Here is a 15,038-nt window from a genome sequence, read left to right as displayed (position 1 = left end):
AGTGTGAATCACACACAAATTAACGACCTGACACAGATCAATTAAGGCATGACAATCCTTTTAATCGGTTGAATATGCCTATCGATTCGCAACAATGATCAGCAGGCGAGTGACGAGAGGGAATGATGCGGCGACTACTGAGATCGGGCGATATCGCCTTGATGGTGCTGCTGATGCTACCGCTCGCGGCGGCATTGCCACGTCTGGGCGGGTTCGGCGGGCCACCAGAACTGTGGCTTACCTGGGTCGGTCGGGTAGCTGGCATCCTGGGGCTGGCAATGATGTTGCTGGCAGCAGCGGTCAGCCTGCGGCTGCCGGGCTTCGATCGTCCCTTCGGCGGGCTGGCGCGGCTCTGGCGACTTCACCATTGGTTGGGCTTTGGGGCATTCATTATGGTGATGGTGCATGCCCTGGCATTGGGGCTGGCGGCGGTGCCGGTCTCCCTGGATGCGGCGGTGGCGACACTTTTTCCGCCGCTTTCCCATGGCGCGACCTGGCTGGGTTGGCTGGCCTGGCTGGCCATGGTGATCTTCCTGGCGCCCACCTTTGCCTTCTTTGGCCAGCCCCACTATCAGCGCTGGAAACGCCTGCACCTGGTGTCGGCGGCGGCGCTGCTGCTGGGGTTGTGGCATGCTTTCTTGCTGGTCGCGGGAACAGCTCTCTGGTGGCTGCTGGGGCTGGCCGGCCTTGGTGCCATCGTCTGGCGCAAGCTGGTATCGCCACGGTTGGCGCGACACCCCTACCGTGTCGAGGCGGTGGAACGGCTGGCACGCGGCGTGGTGGAGCTGGTATTGCGCCCCGAGAGCCGGCGCATGGCCTTCGAGGCGGGGCAGTTCGTCTACCTCACGCCGCTGGATGAAACGCTTTCCGCTGGCCGCGGCGAGGAGCATCCCTATACCATCGCCTCGGCGACATCGGACGACTGCCTGCGTATCGGCATCAAGGACCTGGGCGATGCCAGCCATGCCCTGCAGACGGTAACGCTCGGGTCACGGGTGCTGATCGAGGGCCCCTATGGTGAATTCTATGGCCGGCGCTTTCCTGAGCGTGATCAGCTGTGGATCGGTGGTGGTATCGGCATTACCCCCTTCGTGGGTGGGGCTCGCGACATTGCCGAACGCGGGCTGACCAATGGGCGGGTCCACCTGTTCTATCTCGCCAACAGCCCGGATCGCGCCTACTATCGGGAGGAACTCGAGAGAATTGCCGAGGCCCACGCTTCCTTCGCCTTCACTCAGCACTATTCCCGAGAGCGGGGGCGGCTGGATGAGGCCTATCTGCGTGAACACTGCCCCGACTTCACCGAACGGGAGATCTATATCTGTGGTCCTCCCGCCATGAATGCCCACCTGCAGCGGCTGCTGACCGGGCAGGGGATTCCCGCCTCACGCATTCACAGCGAGGTCTTCGATTTCCTATGACGATCCAAAGGATTGCCTACTCCGCTTTCGTCGCCTTCCTCGCCAGTCTGCTGACACTGGTGTCGGTCAGTGCGCTCTCCAGCAGCGATCGCGACGAGTCCGCCGACGATGACCTGGACCCCATCACCCTGGAGGCGCTGGCCGAGCATGACGGCGCCGAGAGCTGCTGGAAGGCCATTCACGGAAGGGTCTACGACATCACTGACTACCTGCCCAACCACCCCACCGCGGAGGAAGTGATCCTCGAATGGTGCGGCCGGGACGCCACCGAGGGCTGGGATAACAAGCGTCCTGGCGTGCCTCATAGCCCGCGGGCCGAATCGCGGCTTGAATCCTATTTGGTGGGACGATTGGCCGAGAAAGACGGCCAGTCTGCAAGGCGGGACGACACGGCCGAAAAGCCCGGCGAGGCGGTAGCCGATACCGCCCGGGCACTTTCTCCAGCGGAAGACGAGCGCCTCCACCGTGCCATGCTTGGCCTGCCGCTGGATGGCCGCTACCGCGGCGTATTTGGCGACGGCGGCGAGATGCAGGTCAGCGTACAGTTCGACCTGCGCGATGGCCGGCTGTCGAGCATCAGCTTCCGCCACCTGGCCTACCGTGGGGTAGACTACCTGGTGCTGGAGGAGGACGATGCGTTCTACCCCGTCAGAGTGCAGTACGCCCAGATAGCCGAGCGGCTCGAGGGCGAGCCCATGACGCGCATCTTCGCGCTCTACGAGCCCGAACGCATTGTCGATGACGTCGACAGCTTCAGCGGCGCCACGCTGCGCGGTAACAAAGTCATCTCTGCGATCCGCAATGGCCTGAATCGGGGTGTCTACTCCTGGCCTTGATCATGGCAGGGAGTCGCCCAGGCGCCTTGCGTTGAGGGCGGCTCTCGCTAAACCGCTGGCCTGCGTATTCCGGCGATCGTAAACCAGGAAGGACGACGATAAGCAGAGTGGCCGTAACCCACAGGGAGACTGAGTAATGCGTATAGGGCTCCTGCAGTGCGATGATGTGGCGCCTGAGCTGCGCGGGGCGCATGGCAATTATCCCGAGATGTTCGCCGCGCTCTTCCAGCGTGTCGATCCGGCGCTCCAATTCGTCGTCTGGCGCTGCCAGGATGGTGAGATTCCCCATGATATCGATGCAGTCGATGCCTGGCTGACTACCGGCTCCAAGCACGGCGTCAACGATGGCCTGGCCTGGGTCGACGACCTTTGTGGTTTCGTGCGGCGACTGTGGGAGGCCGGCAAGCCGCTGGTGGGCATCTGTTTCGGTCATCAGTTGATGGCCAAGGCACTGGGCGGCGAGGTAGTGAAGAGCCCCAAGGGCTGGGGTGTGGGCATGTCGTTCAATCGTGTCGAGACACGAGCCAAGTGGATGGAACCCTGGCAGCCGAGCCTGGATTTGCTGGTCAGCCACCAGGATCAGGTCAGCGAATTGCCCTCGCAAACCCGGGTGCTCGCCGGCAGCGAATTCTGCCCCTTCTACCTGGTCCAGATCGGTGAGCACTTCCTCGGCGTTCAGGGGCATCCGGAGTTCGCCAAGCCCTATTCGCGAGACCTGATGACGCTGCGCTGCGGACTGGTGGGCGAAGAGCGTGTACGCGAGGGACAGGCATCACTCTCAGCGCCAGTGGACGATACTCTGATGGTGCGATGGATACTCAACTTCATGAAGCGTGCCCGGCAGTGCGGCGCACACCGGGGTGGTTGATCACTGCTGCTGGAAGGTCCGCCTGGCCAGGGCCCAGACCTCGTCGAACATCCAGCCGTTGCCGGTGAGTACCAGCAGGTTGGTATCGCTGCCCGCCTGGGCTCGCGGGCGGTAAGTAATTTGGGGTGAGGCAGGAGGAGGGCGGGATGACGCTCCCGACGATGTCGGGAGCGTCGGACGGGCTTACTCTTCGCCGAAGTAGCGTTCAAATATTTCGTCGTAAGTACCATCTTCCTGAAGAGTGGCCAGCGCTTCGTTGAAGCGTTCGGCGAGCGCTTCGTCACGCTGACGGAAGGCGATGCCAAAGCCGTCGCCGAAATACTCCTTGGGCTCGGTGATCGTCTCGCCCACTACCTTGTAATCGCGGCTCTCGCTGTCGAGCAGGGTCGATTTGCCTACCGGGAAGTCGAGGAAGACGATATCCAGGCGCTGGGCCTGCATGTCGAGCACCATGTCGTCGGCCGTGGAGTAGCGGCTGATGCTGGCCACGTCACCGTACATGTCGGTGACGTAGTTGTCCTGCAGGGTGCCGCGCTGCACGCCGATGGTCTTGCCGTCCAGCGTATCCTTGGTGGTCTCATCCAGGCTGCTGTCGGCCGGGGCGAACCAGGCGGAAGGCGGGGTGATGTACGGGTCGGAGAAGAGAACGGTTTCGCGGCGCTCGTCGTTGATGGTCATGGAGGACATGATGGCATCGTAGTTGCGTGACAGCAGGCCGGGAATGATGCCGTCCCACTCCTGCTCGATCCACTCGCAGGTAATGCCGATTTCTGCGCACAGGGCATTGCCCAGATCGATGTCGAACCCTGTCAGTTCGCCTTCCGGCGTGCGGTACTCCATCGGCTCGTAAGGAACGTCCACACCGAAGCGCACGTGGTCGTAGTCACGTGCCTGGGCGCTGCCGGCGGCAATGGCCAGGCCCAGGATGGAGACAGTCAGTAGTTTTTTCATGATGGTTTCCTTGTTGTCATTTCGTGCACCGTTTCGGTGACGTCGCGCCTGAATTTAGCGCAGCCACGCCAGGGCCGAAAGCCCCCGAGCGTGAATTTTCCAACGCCTGTTTGACGTTGCCTCATCAGCCGCTCTGGGGCCTGAGATGGGCGAGCAGACGTTTTTCCAGATAGCGGAAGAAGAACAGGATGGCAAAGGTCAGGCAAAGATAGACCGCCGCGGCAAACAGGAACGCCTCGAACGGTGCGTAGTAACGCGCATAGACGAAGCGGGCCGCACCGGTGAGGTCCATCAGGGTGACCACGCTGGCGATGGCACTGGCATGCAGCATGAAGATCACCTCGTTGCCGTAGGCTGGCAGCGCCCGACGGAAGGCGCTGGGCAGGATGATGCGTCGCATCGTCAGGCCCGGCGACATGCCGTAGGCCCTGGCCGCCTCGATTTCTCCCCGGGCCGTGGACTTGATGGCGCCATGGAATATCTCGGTGGTATAGGCAGCAGTATTCAGTGTGAAGGCAATCAGTGCCGGGTAGAACGCCTCTCTCAGCATCGGCCAGAGAAAGGTCTCCTGGATGCCATCGAAGAAGACCACACCGTAGTAGATGATATAGAGCTGGATCAGCAGCGGCGTGCCACGAAACACATAGGTAAAGGCATAGATCGGTAGCTTGATCCATTTGTGCTTAGAGCCACGCAGGATGGCCAGTGGCAACGCCAGCACCAGCCCCACCAGCAGTGACAGGAACACCAATTGGGTGGTGGTTACCAGGCCCTCCCAATAGAAGCCGATGGTGTTGGGGGTGAAAATACGATTGCCGGCAAGTAGCGCATTGAACCATTCCATATCAGTGCTCCCCGAAGCCGACGTTGTAGCGTTTCTGCAGGCGGGCGAACAGCCACTCCGAGACGCTGGCGATCAACAGGTAGATGGCCGCGACCGGCAGCAGGAAGGTGAACGGTTCATGAGTGGCACGGGAGGCTTCGGCGGCCACGCGCACCATATCCGTCAGGCCGATCACCGACACCAGTGCGGTGGTCTTGAGCAACACCATCCAGTTGTTGGAAAGCCCCGGTAGGGCATGGCGCATCATCAGTGGAAAGCGGATTCTCCGGAACACCAGCCAGGGGCTCATGCCGTAGGCCTTGCCGGCCTCGATCTGGCCATGGTCCACCGCCATGAAGGCGCCGCGGAAGGTTTCTCCCATGTAGGCGCCGAAGATGAAACCGATGGTGAGCACCCCGGCGGCAAATGCATTGAGATTGACGTACCAGTCCACGCCGTAGCGGTCGTAGAGCATGTCGGTGAGTACGTTCAGTCCCATCTGGCCGCCGAAGAACAGCAGCATCATCAGCACCAGATCGGGTACGCCGCGAATCACCGTGGTATAGAGCGTGGCAACTTTGTGCAGCAGCCAGTTGCGCGACATCTTGGCACTGGCAGTCAGCAGTCCCAGCACGATGGCCAGGATCAGCGACAGCACCGCCAGTTGGATGGTGACGCCGGCGCCTTCCAGTAGCCTGGGCCCGTAGCCGTGTAGATCGAGCATGATGGAATGTCCTCAGTACTTCGGCGCAAGGAACTGCTTCAACCGCGGCGAGGTGGGGTTGACCAGCACGTCCTGTGGCGGGCCAGCCTCTTCCACAAGGCCTTGGTGCAGGTAGATCACCTGGCTGGAGACATCACGGGCGAAACCCATTTCGTGAGTGACCACCACCATGGTGCGACCCTCGTCGGCCAGACCATGCATGACCTTGAGCACATCACCGACCAGTTCCGGGTCCAGCGCCGAGGTCGGCTCATCGAACAGCATCACCTCCGGGTCCATGGCCAGAGCACGGGCGATGGCGCCGCGCTGCTGCTGGCCGCCGGACATCTGGGCCGGGTAGGCATCGGCCCGCTCGGTCAGTCCGACCCGCTCCAGCAGGGTATGGCCATGCTCGATGGCCTCTTTCTTCGACTTGCCGAGTACATGGATCGGTGCCTCGATGACATTTTCGAGCAGTGTCATGTGGGCCCACAGGTTGAAGCTCTGGAAAACCATCGACAGCTTGGCCCGCATCCGCACCACCTGCTTCCAGTCGGCCGGTTCGCGGCCATGCCGGGTCTGCTTGAACTGCACTGTTTCCCCGTGGACGATCAGGTCGCCTTCGTCGGGTTGCTCGAGCAGGTTCATGCAGCGCAGGAAGGTACTCTTGCCGGAGCCGGAGGCCCCGATCAGGGTGATGACGTCACCTTTCCTGGCCTGCAACGAAAGGCCTTTGAGCACTTCGGTATCGCCGAAGCGCTTCTTGATGTTGCGCACTTCGAGAGGAATCGGGTTATCGGCCATGGGTGGACTCCAGGTCGGGACGAGTCGCCAGGGGCGACGGGCCGGTTAAGCGTGCAGGCACGAAAATGGGGCGATTCTATCAGGCCAGGGCGCTTTGGCCAGGCTGGTCTAGGATGGAGCCCATTCGACCTTGGTGGAGTATGTGGGTGAGGTTGGTCATGAAATTGCTCCAGATTGTTGTTGTGTGTAAGGTTTTTTTGCTATAAAAAATGCTTTGAAGAGGCGTTCCGGGCTGCGCCATTCGTCAGCTGGGTGGTTCGGCTCGTGTCGCCAGCAGTGCTGCCCTGGCGCCCAGCTCGACCCCGGCGTTGGGAAACACCACGCTCAGCGGGTTCTCACCGACGATAAAGGGTCCTGCCTCGGCGTCCTCGGCCAAGCGTGTGCCGGGGGCGAACTCGGTAAAATTGGGCGTATCATCGGAAAAGCAGAGCCGGAACGACTCGGATTCACGCATCAGCTCATGGGCGACCTTGAAGAAGGCCATCTGCGCCGCTGGTGCCCGGGCTGGCTCGCGTCCTGCCACCAAATCTTGCAGTATCTGGCTCATCGGGGCGAGGGCCGTCAGGTCGTTGTGCCCGAAGGGCAGGGCACGGCCCAGCTCAAGGGTAAAGGCCTGGGCTTGGTGATAGTGTTTCGAGTAGTGGGAGAAGGTCCAGCTGTGGCGGTGCTGGTGCAGTACCGCCTGGATATCCGCCGCGGCCAGCCATGCCCATTGCTCGGGACGAGTGGTCGTCTCGGCGAAAGGCTCGACCACGAAACGCGGGTAACCGCTTTCACGGATTGCCGTATGCAGGTCGTAGTGCAAGCGTGGCAGCCCGGCATGGCGGGTGAAGAAAGCATCGGCGGCGCGCATCAGCTCTCGTGCCCGCTCGGGTTCCATGCCCTCTTCATCCAAGTCTCGACGAAACAGCCGGTTGAGGTTGGTTTCCACATAGCGCTCGCCACGGCGAATCGATTCCAGGTTGCCGAGTATTACCAGTACCGGAGCCCCCAGAGTGAGCAGCCCTGCCTCGAGCCGGGCCAGACAACTGCCTAGCAGTTCGATGGGAGCGGTTTCGTTGCCGTGGACCCCCGCGGAAAGGAGGCAGGCCTGGGCGGCTTTGCCAGGGGTATCAGGAATCAGTTCGAGTATGCCCGGCGCGTGAAGCAGAAAACGGCCACCCGCCATGCGTCCTGCATGCCCGGTGGGTATCGTCCCTTCCAGACTCAGCTCGATCCATTCCGCCAGCATGGCCCTACCCTGATCGTGTCGTGAATTCTGGGCTACCTTCCCGTCCATGAACGTTTCCCACAAGCCCCGGCGTCGGGCTGGTGAAAGCCTGGGTGCGATATTGAAACTGCCCTTCAGCGCCAAAGCGTACAGCGCTCGCCTCGGGTTCTTCTGTCGAGGCGGGCGTTGCAGACCTTCGGCCAATGGGAACGAGGGCGGGCGAGGTCTAGGCTGGCAGATTGTCTTTATCCTGACGGCGAGGACCCAACAATGCCAAGCGCTCAATTCGACGTTGCCTTCGACCATGTCCGTCAGCTCAACGACCATTACGATGCCGCGACTACCAGTGAAGGCCAGCCCCTGCGGGTTCGGCTGAAAAAGGCGTTCCTGGCCGTGGGCTGTGACCCTGATAGCTTGAACCTCGACGACCTGGCCGGTATCGACCAGCTCCATCTCGGCGGACGTAGCGCCAGTCGCGCGCTGGCGGCAATGGGTGAGTTGAATGGTGGCGAGCGGGTGCTCGATGTCGGCTGCGGCACCGGTGGTGCCAGCCGGCTGCTGGCAGCTGAGTATGATTGTGACGTGGTGGGGGTGGACATTACTTCCGCCTTCGTCGAAGTGGCGACTTGGCTCAGCAAGGCAGCGGGGCTTGATGCACGGACCCGCTTTCTAAAGGCCGATGCGGCGGTGGTTCCGCTCGAATCCGACTCATTCGATGTTATCTGGTGCCAGCATGCGTTGATGAACATGCCTGATGCCCATCGGGTTCTGGCCGAGTGGCGACGTCTACTGTCGCCGGGGGGGCGTGTGCTGATTCATGAAGTGGTCGCTGGCGATAATCGAGAACCGCTGGCGTTCCCGGTGCCCTGGGCCCGGACAGCCGGCACCAGCCACCTGCGCGACGGCGAACAGTTGCAGCGCCTCTTCGCACTGGCTGGCTTCGAGTTGGATGCATTGGAGGATGTCACCGAGTCGGCGCTGGCCTGGCGACGTGAGCGCAGCCGACGTGAGAGTGCCGGTGAGTCCGCTCCAGGGCCTGTCGTTTCGCTGCCGGGGCCGGAGCAGATTTTCGGTGAGGTATTTTTCACCATGGGCCGTAACCTGCGTGACAACCTGGCTGCGGGAAAGGTGCGTATTCTCGAGGCCGTCTGGCGTTTAAACTGACACAGACACCTGACACAGACACCTGACACAGACACAAGGAAGGTGCGGCTAAGCCGCGCCTTCCTTGCTACGGTCCATGGGATCAGCGGGACCATGAGAGACTAGCCAATCAGTTCATGTGATTGACATCGATACGCACGTCTCCATCCAGCTTCTCGTAGTTGTCGTCGTCGAACTCGTCGGCTGAACGTTCGCCGCTCTGCGACTGGAGAACGACTTCGCCATCGGAGCGAATCTCGAGGTTCTCGATGGGATAGGCCATTTCATCCTCGCCGAAGCCGAGGAAGCCGCCTTCCGTGACAATCACGTAGATGTCACCGCTCTGGGTGTCGCGCACCACACGCTCGATGTCGCCGAGCTCTTCACCGTCCTGATTGATGAGATCGCGATTCTCCAGCTCGCTTACCTGAATGCCCCGGTCCCGAGCGTCACGTTCCTGGTCCCGGTCTGCTTCGTCCTGAGCGGCACGATCCTGACCGTTCTGATCAGCGAACATCTCTTCGTCATCGCGCTGGTCGCGATCCTCGTCGCGCTGTTCAGTGTCTCGCATCTCAGCGGAAGCCTCGTCGGCGCTTTCGACACGCACCTCGGCCTCGCCCTGCTGCACGACAGTGACCTCCGGCTCGGCCTGATCGATTTCGACATTCGGATCGGGTTGCTCAATAGTGACCTCAGGGGCTTGTTGTTCAACGGTCACATCGGGGGCTTCTTGCCGAACCTCGATCTCGGCCGGCTCCTGCTCCACCCGAATGTCGGTGTCCCCATCTGTGCCCTGGGCGTTCTCTTCAGTCATCTGCTGTTTTTCGCCCAGCTGTGCATCCTCGTCCTGGGCAATCACGCCATAAGAGAGTCCGGTACTCAGTGCGCCGACTGCGATAGCGATTGCTGTCCTTTTCATGTCGTTACTCCTTCGTTGCACTTCGCTCTGCTGAGCGGGCATATGTCAGGCTAGACGACGAATCGGTAGTAACCGAGGATCTTTACCTAATCATGGCTATTTCAATCAAAGCGTGACATGGTAGAGCGTGTGTTGCGTTTCTTTACTGTAAAGTCATGCCTTGCTTTCTGCGATGTGCTCCGCAATGGCCCGCCCTAGTGACTCTGTGGTTCCCTGGCCGCGAATATCGGGCGTAAGCAGTGTCGAATCACCTTCGGCCAGTACCGCTTCGAAGGCATCGATCATGGCCTTGGCGGCCTCAGCGTGGCCCAGATGCTCGAGCATCATCGCCCCGGACCAGATCTGGCCGATGGGGTTGGCGATGCCCTTGCCGGCGATATCCGGGGCGCTGCCATGGACCGGTTCGAACAGGCTGGGGAACTTGCCTTCCGGGTTGATGTTGGCTGAGGGCGCCACGCCGATGGTGCCGGTGCAGGCCGGGCCCAGGTCGGAGAGGATGTCGCCGAACAGGTTGCTGCCCACCACCACGTCGAACCAGTCGGGATGCAGGACGAAATTGGCGGTCAGGATATCGATGTGAAACTTGTCGACGCTGACGTCCGAATAGTTGCCGGACATGGCCTCCACGCGTTCGTCCCACCAGGGCATGGTGATGGCGATGCCGTTGGACTTGGTGGCCGAGGTGAGCTTCTTCCGCGGGCGGCTCTGGGCCAGCTCGAAGGCGTACTTCAGCACCCGGTCGACGCCGTGGCGGCTCATCACCGTCTCCTGGATCACCACCTCACGGTCGGTGCCCTCGAACATCTTGCCGCCGACGCTGGAGTACTCGCCCTCGGTGTTCTCGCGCACCACGTAGAAGTCGATGTCGCCGGGATTGCGGTCGGCAAGCGGGCTTTTGATACCCGGCAACAGCTTGCAGGGACGCAGGTTGATGTACTGGTCGAACTGGCGGCGGAACTGCAGCAGCGACCCCCACAGAGAGACATGGTCCGGCACGGTTTCCGGCCAGCCCACGGCACCGTAGAAGATCGCATCGAAGTCCTTGAGCTGGTCGAACCAGTCGTCCGGCATCATCTGGCCGTGCTTCGCATAGTAGTCGCAGCAGGCGAAATCGAAATGCTCGAAAGATAGGTCGATGCCGAACCGCTTGGCGGCGGCTTCCAGAGCTCGCAGGCCTTCGGGCATCACTTCGGTGCCGATGCCATCACCGGGGATGACGGCGATACGCTGGGTCATGGTCAGTTCCTCATGCAGTTTTCATGAATTGAAGGATATGGTCGTGCAGCGCACTCGGCACTTCCTCGGGAATATAGTGGCCACAGGGCAACGCCTCGCCCTCGACCCGCTCGGCAACGGCGCGCCATTCCGCCAGTGGATCGAAGCAGCGCTCGATAATGCCGTGCTGCCCCCATAGTACCCTCACGGGGCAGGCGATGCGGCGCCCGGCCTCTCGGTCGGTGCCGTCGTGTTCCAGGTCGATGGTATTCGATGCGCGATAATCCTCGCAAAGCGCATGGGCGGCACCGGGCTGGGCCAGGCAACGCTGGTACTCTGCGATGGCGGCCGGGTCGAAGGCATCGAGGTTGGCGTGACGTCCGCCCATGGTGCGTGTGATGTAGTCGGCCGGCGATGCCTCGATCAGAGTTTCCGGCAATGGTGCCGGCTGGATCAGGAAGAACCAGTGGAAGTAGGCGGTGGCGAAGGTACGGTCGGTCTTCTCGTACATTGCCAGGGTGGGAGCGATATCCAGCAGCATCAGCTTCTCCACCGCCTCGGGATGATCCATCACCAGGCGGTGGGCCACCCGGCCGCCGCGGTCGTGACCGCAGAGGAAGAAGCGCTCGAAGCCCAGATCATGCATCACCGCAACCTGGTCGGCGGCCATGGCCCGCTTGCTGTAGCTGGCGTGGTCCGGTTCGCCGGCCGGCTTGGAGGAATCGCCGTAGCCACGCAGGTCGGTGGCTACCACTGTGTAATGCAGTGCCAGCGAATCGGCCAGGCGATGCCATATCAGATGAGTCTGGGGATGGCCATGCAGCAGCAATAATGGTGGCCCCGAGCCGCCGATGCGACCGTGGATGCGGATGTCGCCGTAGGCTATATCGAACGTACGGTATCCCTCGAACATGAGATTTCCTCCGGTATTTCTGCCCAGTCTAGCTCTTGGAGATAGGATGATAATCGGGCTAAATCGAAAGGCATTGTTGATTTTAAGTGGAGAGTTGCATGGCTCAGCTTGATGATCTTGCTTTTTTCCAGCGGTTGGCACGCGCAGGCAGCCTGACCGCTACGGCTTGCGAGCTGGGACTTTCACTGTCGGCGGTGAGCAAGCGGCTCGAGGCACGCCTTGTCGTGGGACTGGCCAGCCGCACCACGCGACGGCTCACCCCAGCCTGATTCTGCGCGATAACGACAACGACTATGCGGTGTGGTGCATCCAGTATCAGCCTCGGCGCCGCTGGCGGGCGTCGGCATAGCGCTTGAGACCGTACAGTAAGGCCAGGCCCGCGACGATACCGCCTCCCGCCCAAGCGAGCTCCTGACGGTCCTCAGCGGACAGCAGCGAGCCGAGCTGACTGCTGAGTAGAATGATGGCGGCCAACCCTGGCGTGGCACCGATCAAGGTGCCCAGCAGGTAGTCGCGAAAACGGATGTGAAAGGCACCGGCGAGCAGATTGGTCAGCGTGTACGGTGCCAGGGGCAAGAGGTTGAGCAGAGTTATGGTGCGCACGCCGCGCCCGGCCAGGTATCGCGACAGCCCTAGCAGCCGCTTGCCGCCGTAGCGCAGCAGGGCGTCGCGCCCCAGCCAGCGCCCCAGCCAGAAAGTGGCAATCGCACCCAGGAGCGTACCGATGAACGAATAGACGAACCCCCACACCGGACCAAATATCAGGCCCGCCAGTACGACCAGAACGCTTAACGGGAAAAGCACCACTGAGGCGGCCAGGAAGACCGCAACCACCACCGCTCCGGCCCAGGGCTGATCGCGCCAGGCCAGCGACTCCTGTAACAGGGAGAACAGAGTGTTGGCATCGAACAGGTCTCGAGCTGTCAGCCACTGCCACAGCAGCCCTAGCAGGACGAGAGCCGCAAGAGAAACCAGGATAAGCAGGACCGAACGCGGCATCGGTACGCTCTGTGCAAGGATAAGGCTAAAGCATAGGTGGCTCGCGCCGGGAGGCCAAATGGTTCGGCTGGTGGCGGTGCCTCAGGTACTGTCACCGATCAGCAGTTCAAAGCCCACGTCGTGCCGTCGACGCGTCACCCGCTTGGCGTCGAGTCGTTTCAATACCTCCTCTGCCGCCAGCCTTCCCATGTTCTCCCGTGGCGAGCGGATGGTGGTCAACCGGGGAGTGACGTGCTGGCCCAGGGGCAGTCCGTTGAAGCCGGCGATGGCGATGTCACGCGGTATGGTCATGCCCAGGCGCTGCGCCCTCAGCAGCGCACCGGTGGCCAGGTCATCGTTGGCAAAATGGATGGCCTCGGCGTCGGGGTACTGCGCCAGCACTCGCTCGAATCCGGCGGCGCCGGCGTCGAGGCTGCCCAACTGGTCCAGCTCGATCAACGGCGCCTCCAACCCTGCGGTATGCAACACCTCGCGATGCCCTTCGAACCGCATCCTGGCCCGGTAATCCCGATCCAGGCAGGCACCTACATAGACGACGGACCGGTAGTGGCGACCCAACAGGTGCCTCGCCATGCAGCGCCCGGCTTCATGATGGTCAAGGCCCACATTCAGGTCGAGGGCGTCACCCAATTCCATGACCTCCATGATCGGATTGTCCCAGTGCGCGAGCAGGCTTCGGCAGGCTTCGCTGTGACGCAGGCCGGCGGTAACCAGAGCCGAGCAGGACCAGCCGAGGAAGGTGCGAATCAGTTGATATTCACGCTCGATGTCGTAGTCGGTGTTGCCGAGCAGGATCTGATAGCCCTCGCGCTCGAAGGTCTCCTGTAGCCCATGGATGACCTCGATGAAGACGGCGTTGGCCAGTGACGGCACGATCACCGCGATAAAGCGCGAGCGCGACGAGGCGAGGCTACCGGCTACCAGGTTAGGTACATAGCCGAGGCGTTCGACGGTGGCGAGTACCTTGAGCCTGGTCGCGGCATTGACCCGTTCGGGTGCGTTCAGCGCTCGCGATACCGTAATGGCCGAGACGCCGGCGGCATCCGCCACCTGCTGCAGGGTGGGCTGTTCCGAACCACGGCGGCGGCGTGTTGACTCTCTCTTGTTCGACATTGGTCGCACTCCTAGGCACTTCGCTTGCTGCTGCACTGGTGATCATCTAAAACTATGTTAACGCTAACATGGTAGCGCTAACACAATGCCGCTGATAGACAGCCAAATAGACAGAAAGTCGGCAAGCAAGAAGCACACATACGACACTGCATGGCACTGACGGCAAGCGGACAGGAGACGACAGGTGAACGACAAGTCGGCAGGCGGATCACGAGTCGGTGTCATTGGGCTCGGGGCCATGGGCATGGGAGTGGCGCTGACCCTTCTGGAGAAGGGGAGCGCTGTCATCGGCTGCGATGTGAGCGAGCCGGCGCGTCAGCGCTTCGAGTCGAGCGGTGGCCTTGGCGTTGCGACGCCCGCTGAACTGGCTGAGCGCTGCGATGTGGTGCTGGTGGTCGTGGTCAATGCGGACCAGGTCGAGCAGGTTCTGTTCGGTGAGCAGGGGCTGGTGGGCCGCATGGCACCGGGGGGCCTGGTGATCCAGTGTGCCACCGTGGCGCCGAGCGTGGCTCGCCGCCTGGGCGAGCGCCTGGCGGCCGAGGGGCTCGAGATGCTCGATGCACCGATCAGCGGTGGCGCGGTCAAGGCCCGTTCCGGTCAGCTCTCGGTGATGGCGTCGGGGTCCGCAGCGGCATTCGCCAAGGCCGAGCCGGTACTCGAGGCCGTGGCGGCTACCGTCTACCGCCTGGGTGATGCAGCGGGGGTCGGCTCGAGCATGAAACTGGTCAACCAGCTGCTGGCCGGCGTACATATCGCCGCGGCGGCTGAGGCCGTGGCCCTGGGTATCCGCATGGGGCTCGACCCCGAAACCGTTCATGAAGTCATCACCCACTCGGCAGGCAATTCCTGGATGTTCGAGAATCGTGTGCCGCACATCCTGGCCGGCGACTATACCCCGCTGTCGGCCGTCGACATCTTCGTCAAGGATCTCAACATCGTTCATGACACGGGGCGTGAGCTGGCCATGGCGACACCGGTGGCGGCCAGCGCCCTGCAGCAGTTCACCGCCGCCAAGGGGGCCGGCTTCGGACGAGAGGACGATGCGGCGGTGATCAAGGTGTACCAGCGGCTGTCGGGCATCACCCTGCCCGGGGCGGCCGGCGACGCGGAGGAGATCTGA

15 protein-coding genes and 1 pseudogene are annotated in these 15,038 nt (G+C 62.1%); 6 read left to right on the top strand and 10 right to left on the bottom strand.

The features are described 5' to 3' along the window. The first annotated feature begins 122 nt into the window (after positions 1-122). From DU490_RS09585 to DU490_RS09575, 3 genes are all read left to right on the top strand, one after another. Positions 123-1,421: a ferredoxin reductase family protein gene (locus DU490_RS09585; RefSeq protein ID WP_258801561.1), complete on the top strand. Its 1,299-nt coding sequence runs from the start codon at positions 123-125 to the stop codon at positions 1,419-1,421. Next, positions 1,418-2,257 carry a cytochrome b5 domain-containing protein gene (locus tag DU490_RS09580; protein WP_114574076.1) on the top strand — a complete coding sequence of 280 codons (840 nt, stop codon included), beginning with the start codon at positions 1,418-1,420 and terminating at the stop codon, positions 2,255-2,257. Before DU490_RS09585 ends, DU490_RS09580 begins: the two co-directional genes overlap by 4 nt. 136 nt (positions 2,258-2,393) lie before the next feature. Continuing rightward, positions 2,394-3,125 (top strand): glutamine amidotransferase-related protein, encoded by a 732-nt coding sequence (locus tag DU490_RS09575; RefSeq protein WP_114574075.1) that lies wholly within the window; start codon positions 2,394-2,396, stop codon positions 3,123-3,125. 183 nt (positions 3,126-3,308) lie between these two features. Here the strand turns inward: DU490_RS09575 and DU490_RS09570 are convergent, their stop codons facing one another. The 5 genes from DU490_RS09570 to DU490_RS09550 form a co-directional block, all read right to left on the bottom strand. After that, positions 3,309-4,076 carry a transporter substrate-binding domain-containing protein gene (locus DU490_RS09570; RefSeq protein ID WP_114574074.1) on the bottom strand — a complete coding sequence of 256 codons (768 nt, stop codon included), beginning with the start codon at positions 4,074-4,076 and terminating at the stop codon, positions 3,309-3,311. A 124-nt stretch (positions 4,077-4,200) separates the two neighbouring features. Then, entirely contained in the window at positions 4,201-4,920 is a 720-nt protein-coding gene (locus DU490_RS09565) for an ABC transporter permease (protein WP_114574073.1), read from the bottom strand. A 1-nt stretch (position 4,921) separates the two neighbouring features. Then, a complete protein-coding gene (locus DU490_RS09560; protein WP_114574072.1) occupies positions 4,922-5,623 on the bottom strand; it encodes an ABC transporter permease in 702 nt (233 codons plus the stop codon). A gap of 12 nt (positions 5,624-5,635) precedes the next feature. After that, complete coding sequence (locus DU490_RS09555; protein WP_114574071.1) at positions 5,636-6,406, bottom strand: ABC transporter ATP-binding protein; 771 nt, start codon at positions 6,404-6,406, stop codon at positions 5,636-5,638. A gap of 244 nt (positions 6,407-6,650) precedes the next feature. Continuing rightward, positions 6,651-7,637, bottom strand: coding sequence for a succinylglutamate desuccinylase (locus DU490_RS09550; RefSeq protein ID WP_114574126.1), 987 nt, complete (start codon positions 7,635-7,637; stop codon positions 6,651-6,653). Positions 7,638-7,886: 249 nt separating this feature from the next. Here DU490_RS09550 and DU490_RS09545 point away from each other — a divergent pair, with 249 nt between their 5' ends. After that, positions 7,887-8,780, top strand: a complete 894-nt coding sequence (locus DU490_RS09545; protein ID WP_114574070.1) for a class I SAM-dependent methyltransferase — start codon at positions 7,887-7,889, stop codon at positions 8,778-8,780. Between the two features lie 109 nt (positions 8,781-8,889). Here the strand turns inward: DU490_RS09545 and DU490_RS09540 are convergent, their stop codons facing one another. The 3 genes from DU490_RS09540 to DU490_RS09530 all read right to left on the bottom strand — a co-directional run bounded on the left by DU490_RS09540 (position 8,890) and on the right by DU490_RS09530 (position 11,806). After that, on the bottom strand, positions 8,890-9,678 hold the full coding sequence (locus tag DU490_RS09540; RefSeq protein ID WP_181870005.1) for a PRC-barrel domain-containing protein: 789 nt from the start codon (positions 9,676-9,678) through the stop codon (positions 8,890-8,892). Positions 9,679-9,831: 153 nt separating this feature from the next. Beyond that, positions 9,832-10,914 carry a tartrate dehydrogenase gene (locus DU490_RS09535; protein WP_114574068.1) on the bottom strand — a complete coding sequence of 361 codons (1,083 nt, stop codon included), beginning with the start codon at positions 10,912-10,914 and terminating at the stop codon, positions 9,832-9,834. A gap of 10 nt (positions 10,915-10,924) precedes the next feature. After that, a complete protein-coding gene (locus tag DU490_RS09530; protein ID WP_114574067.1) occupies positions 10,925-11,806 on the bottom strand; it encodes an alpha/beta fold hydrolase in 882 nt (293 codons plus the stop codon). A 98-nt stretch (positions 11,807-11,904) separates the two neighbouring features. Between DU490_RS09530 and DU490_RS09525 the strand changes: the two are divergent. Beyond that, positions 11,905-12,066: pseudogene (locus DU490_RS09525) on the top strand (LysR family transcriptional regulator); the annotation flags it as partial. A 55-nt stretch (positions 12,067-12,121) separates the two neighbouring features. Here the strand turns inward: DU490_RS09525 and DU490_RS09520 are convergent. Beyond that, the gene (locus tag DU490_RS09520; RefSeq protein ID WP_114574066.1) at positions 12,122-12,805 is read right to left on the bottom strand and encodes a TVP38/TMEM64 family protein; all 684 of its coding nucleotides are present in this window, start codon (positions 12,803-12,805) and stop codon (positions 12,122-12,124) included. An 81-nt stretch (positions 12,806-12,886) separates the two neighbouring features. Further along, positions 12,887-13,918, bottom strand: a complete 1,032-nt coding sequence (locus DU490_RS09515) for a LacI family DNA-binding transcriptional regulator (RefSeq protein WP_114574065.1) — start codon at positions 13,916-13,918, stop codon at positions 12,887-12,889. A gap of 184 nt (positions 13,919-14,102) precedes the next feature. On the opposite strand from DU490_RS09515, the gene ltnD reads away from it, so the two are divergent. After that, positions 14,103-15,038: an L-threonate dehydrogenase gene (ltnD, locus tag DU490_RS09510; protein WP_258801560.1), complete on the top strand. Its 936-nt coding sequence runs from the start codon at positions 14,103-14,105 to the stop codon at positions 15,036-15,038.

Origin of the sequence: Halomonas sp. DQ26W, from assembly GCF_003339685.1 — a bacterium.
GTDB lineage: Bacteria > Pseudomonadota > Gammaproteobacteria > Pseudomonadales > Halomonadaceae > Halomonas.
Note: the sequence above shows the minus strand (reverse complement) of the source record. Positions and strands in the feature narration are given on the sequence as shown.

Excerpts from the sequence above, each read along its gene's own strand:
- DU490_RS09585 (WP_258801561.1), top strand. The coding sequence starts at position 123 with ATGATGCGGCGACTACTGAGATCGGGCGATATCGCCTTGATGGTGCTG.
- DU490_RS09580 (WP_114574076.1), top strand. The coding sequence starts at position 1,418 with ATGACGATCCAAAGGATTGCCTACTCCGCTTTCGTCGCCTTCCTCGCC.
- DU490_RS09575 (WP_114574075.1), top strand. The coding sequence starts at position 2,394 with ATGCGTATAGGGCTCCTGCAGTGCGATGATGTGGCGCCTGAGCTGCGC.
- DU490_RS09570 (WP_114574074.1), bottom strand. The coding sequence starts at position 4,076 with ATGAAAAAACTACTGACTGTCTCCATCCTGGGCCTGGCCATTGCCGCC.
- DU490_RS09565 (WP_114574073.1), bottom strand. The coding sequence starts at position 4,920 with ATGGAATGGTTCAATGCGCTACTTGCCGGCAATCGTATTTTCACCCCC.
- DU490_RS09560 (WP_114574072.1), bottom strand. The coding sequence starts at position 5,623 with ATGCTCGATCTACACGGCTACGGGCCCAGGCTACTGGAAGGCGCCGGC.
- DU490_RS09555 (WP_114574071.1), bottom strand. The coding sequence starts at position 6,406 with ATGGCCGATAACCCGATTCCTCTCGAAGTGCGCAACATCAAGAAGCGC.
- DU490_RS09550 (WP_114574126.1), bottom strand. The coding sequence starts at position 7,637 with ATGCTGGCGGAATGGATCGAGCTGAGTCTGGAAGGGACGATACCCACC.
- DU490_RS09545 (WP_114574070.1), top strand. The coding sequence starts at position 7,887 with ATGCCAAGCGCTCAATTCGACGTTGCCTTCGACCATGTCCGTCAGCTC.
- DU490_RS09540 (WP_181870005.1), bottom strand. The coding sequence starts at position 9,678 with ATGAAAAGGACAGCAATCGCTATCGCAGTCGGCGCACTGAGTACCGGA.
- DU490_RS09535 (WP_114574068.1), bottom strand. The coding sequence starts at position 10,914 with ATGACCCAGCGTATCGCCGTCATCCCCGGTGATGGCATCGGCACCGAA.
- DU490_RS09530 (WP_114574067.1), bottom strand. The coding sequence starts at position 11,806 with ATGTTCGAGGGATACCGTACGTTCGATATAGCCTACGGCGACATCCGC.
- DU490_RS09520 (WP_114574066.1), bottom strand. The coding sequence starts at position 12,805 with ATGCCGCGTTCGGTCCTGCTTATCCTGGTTTCTCTTGCGGCTCTCGTC.
- DU490_RS09515 (WP_114574065.1), bottom strand. The coding sequence starts at position 13,918 with ATGTCGAACAAGAGAGAGTCAACACGCCGCCGCCGTGGTTCGGAACAG.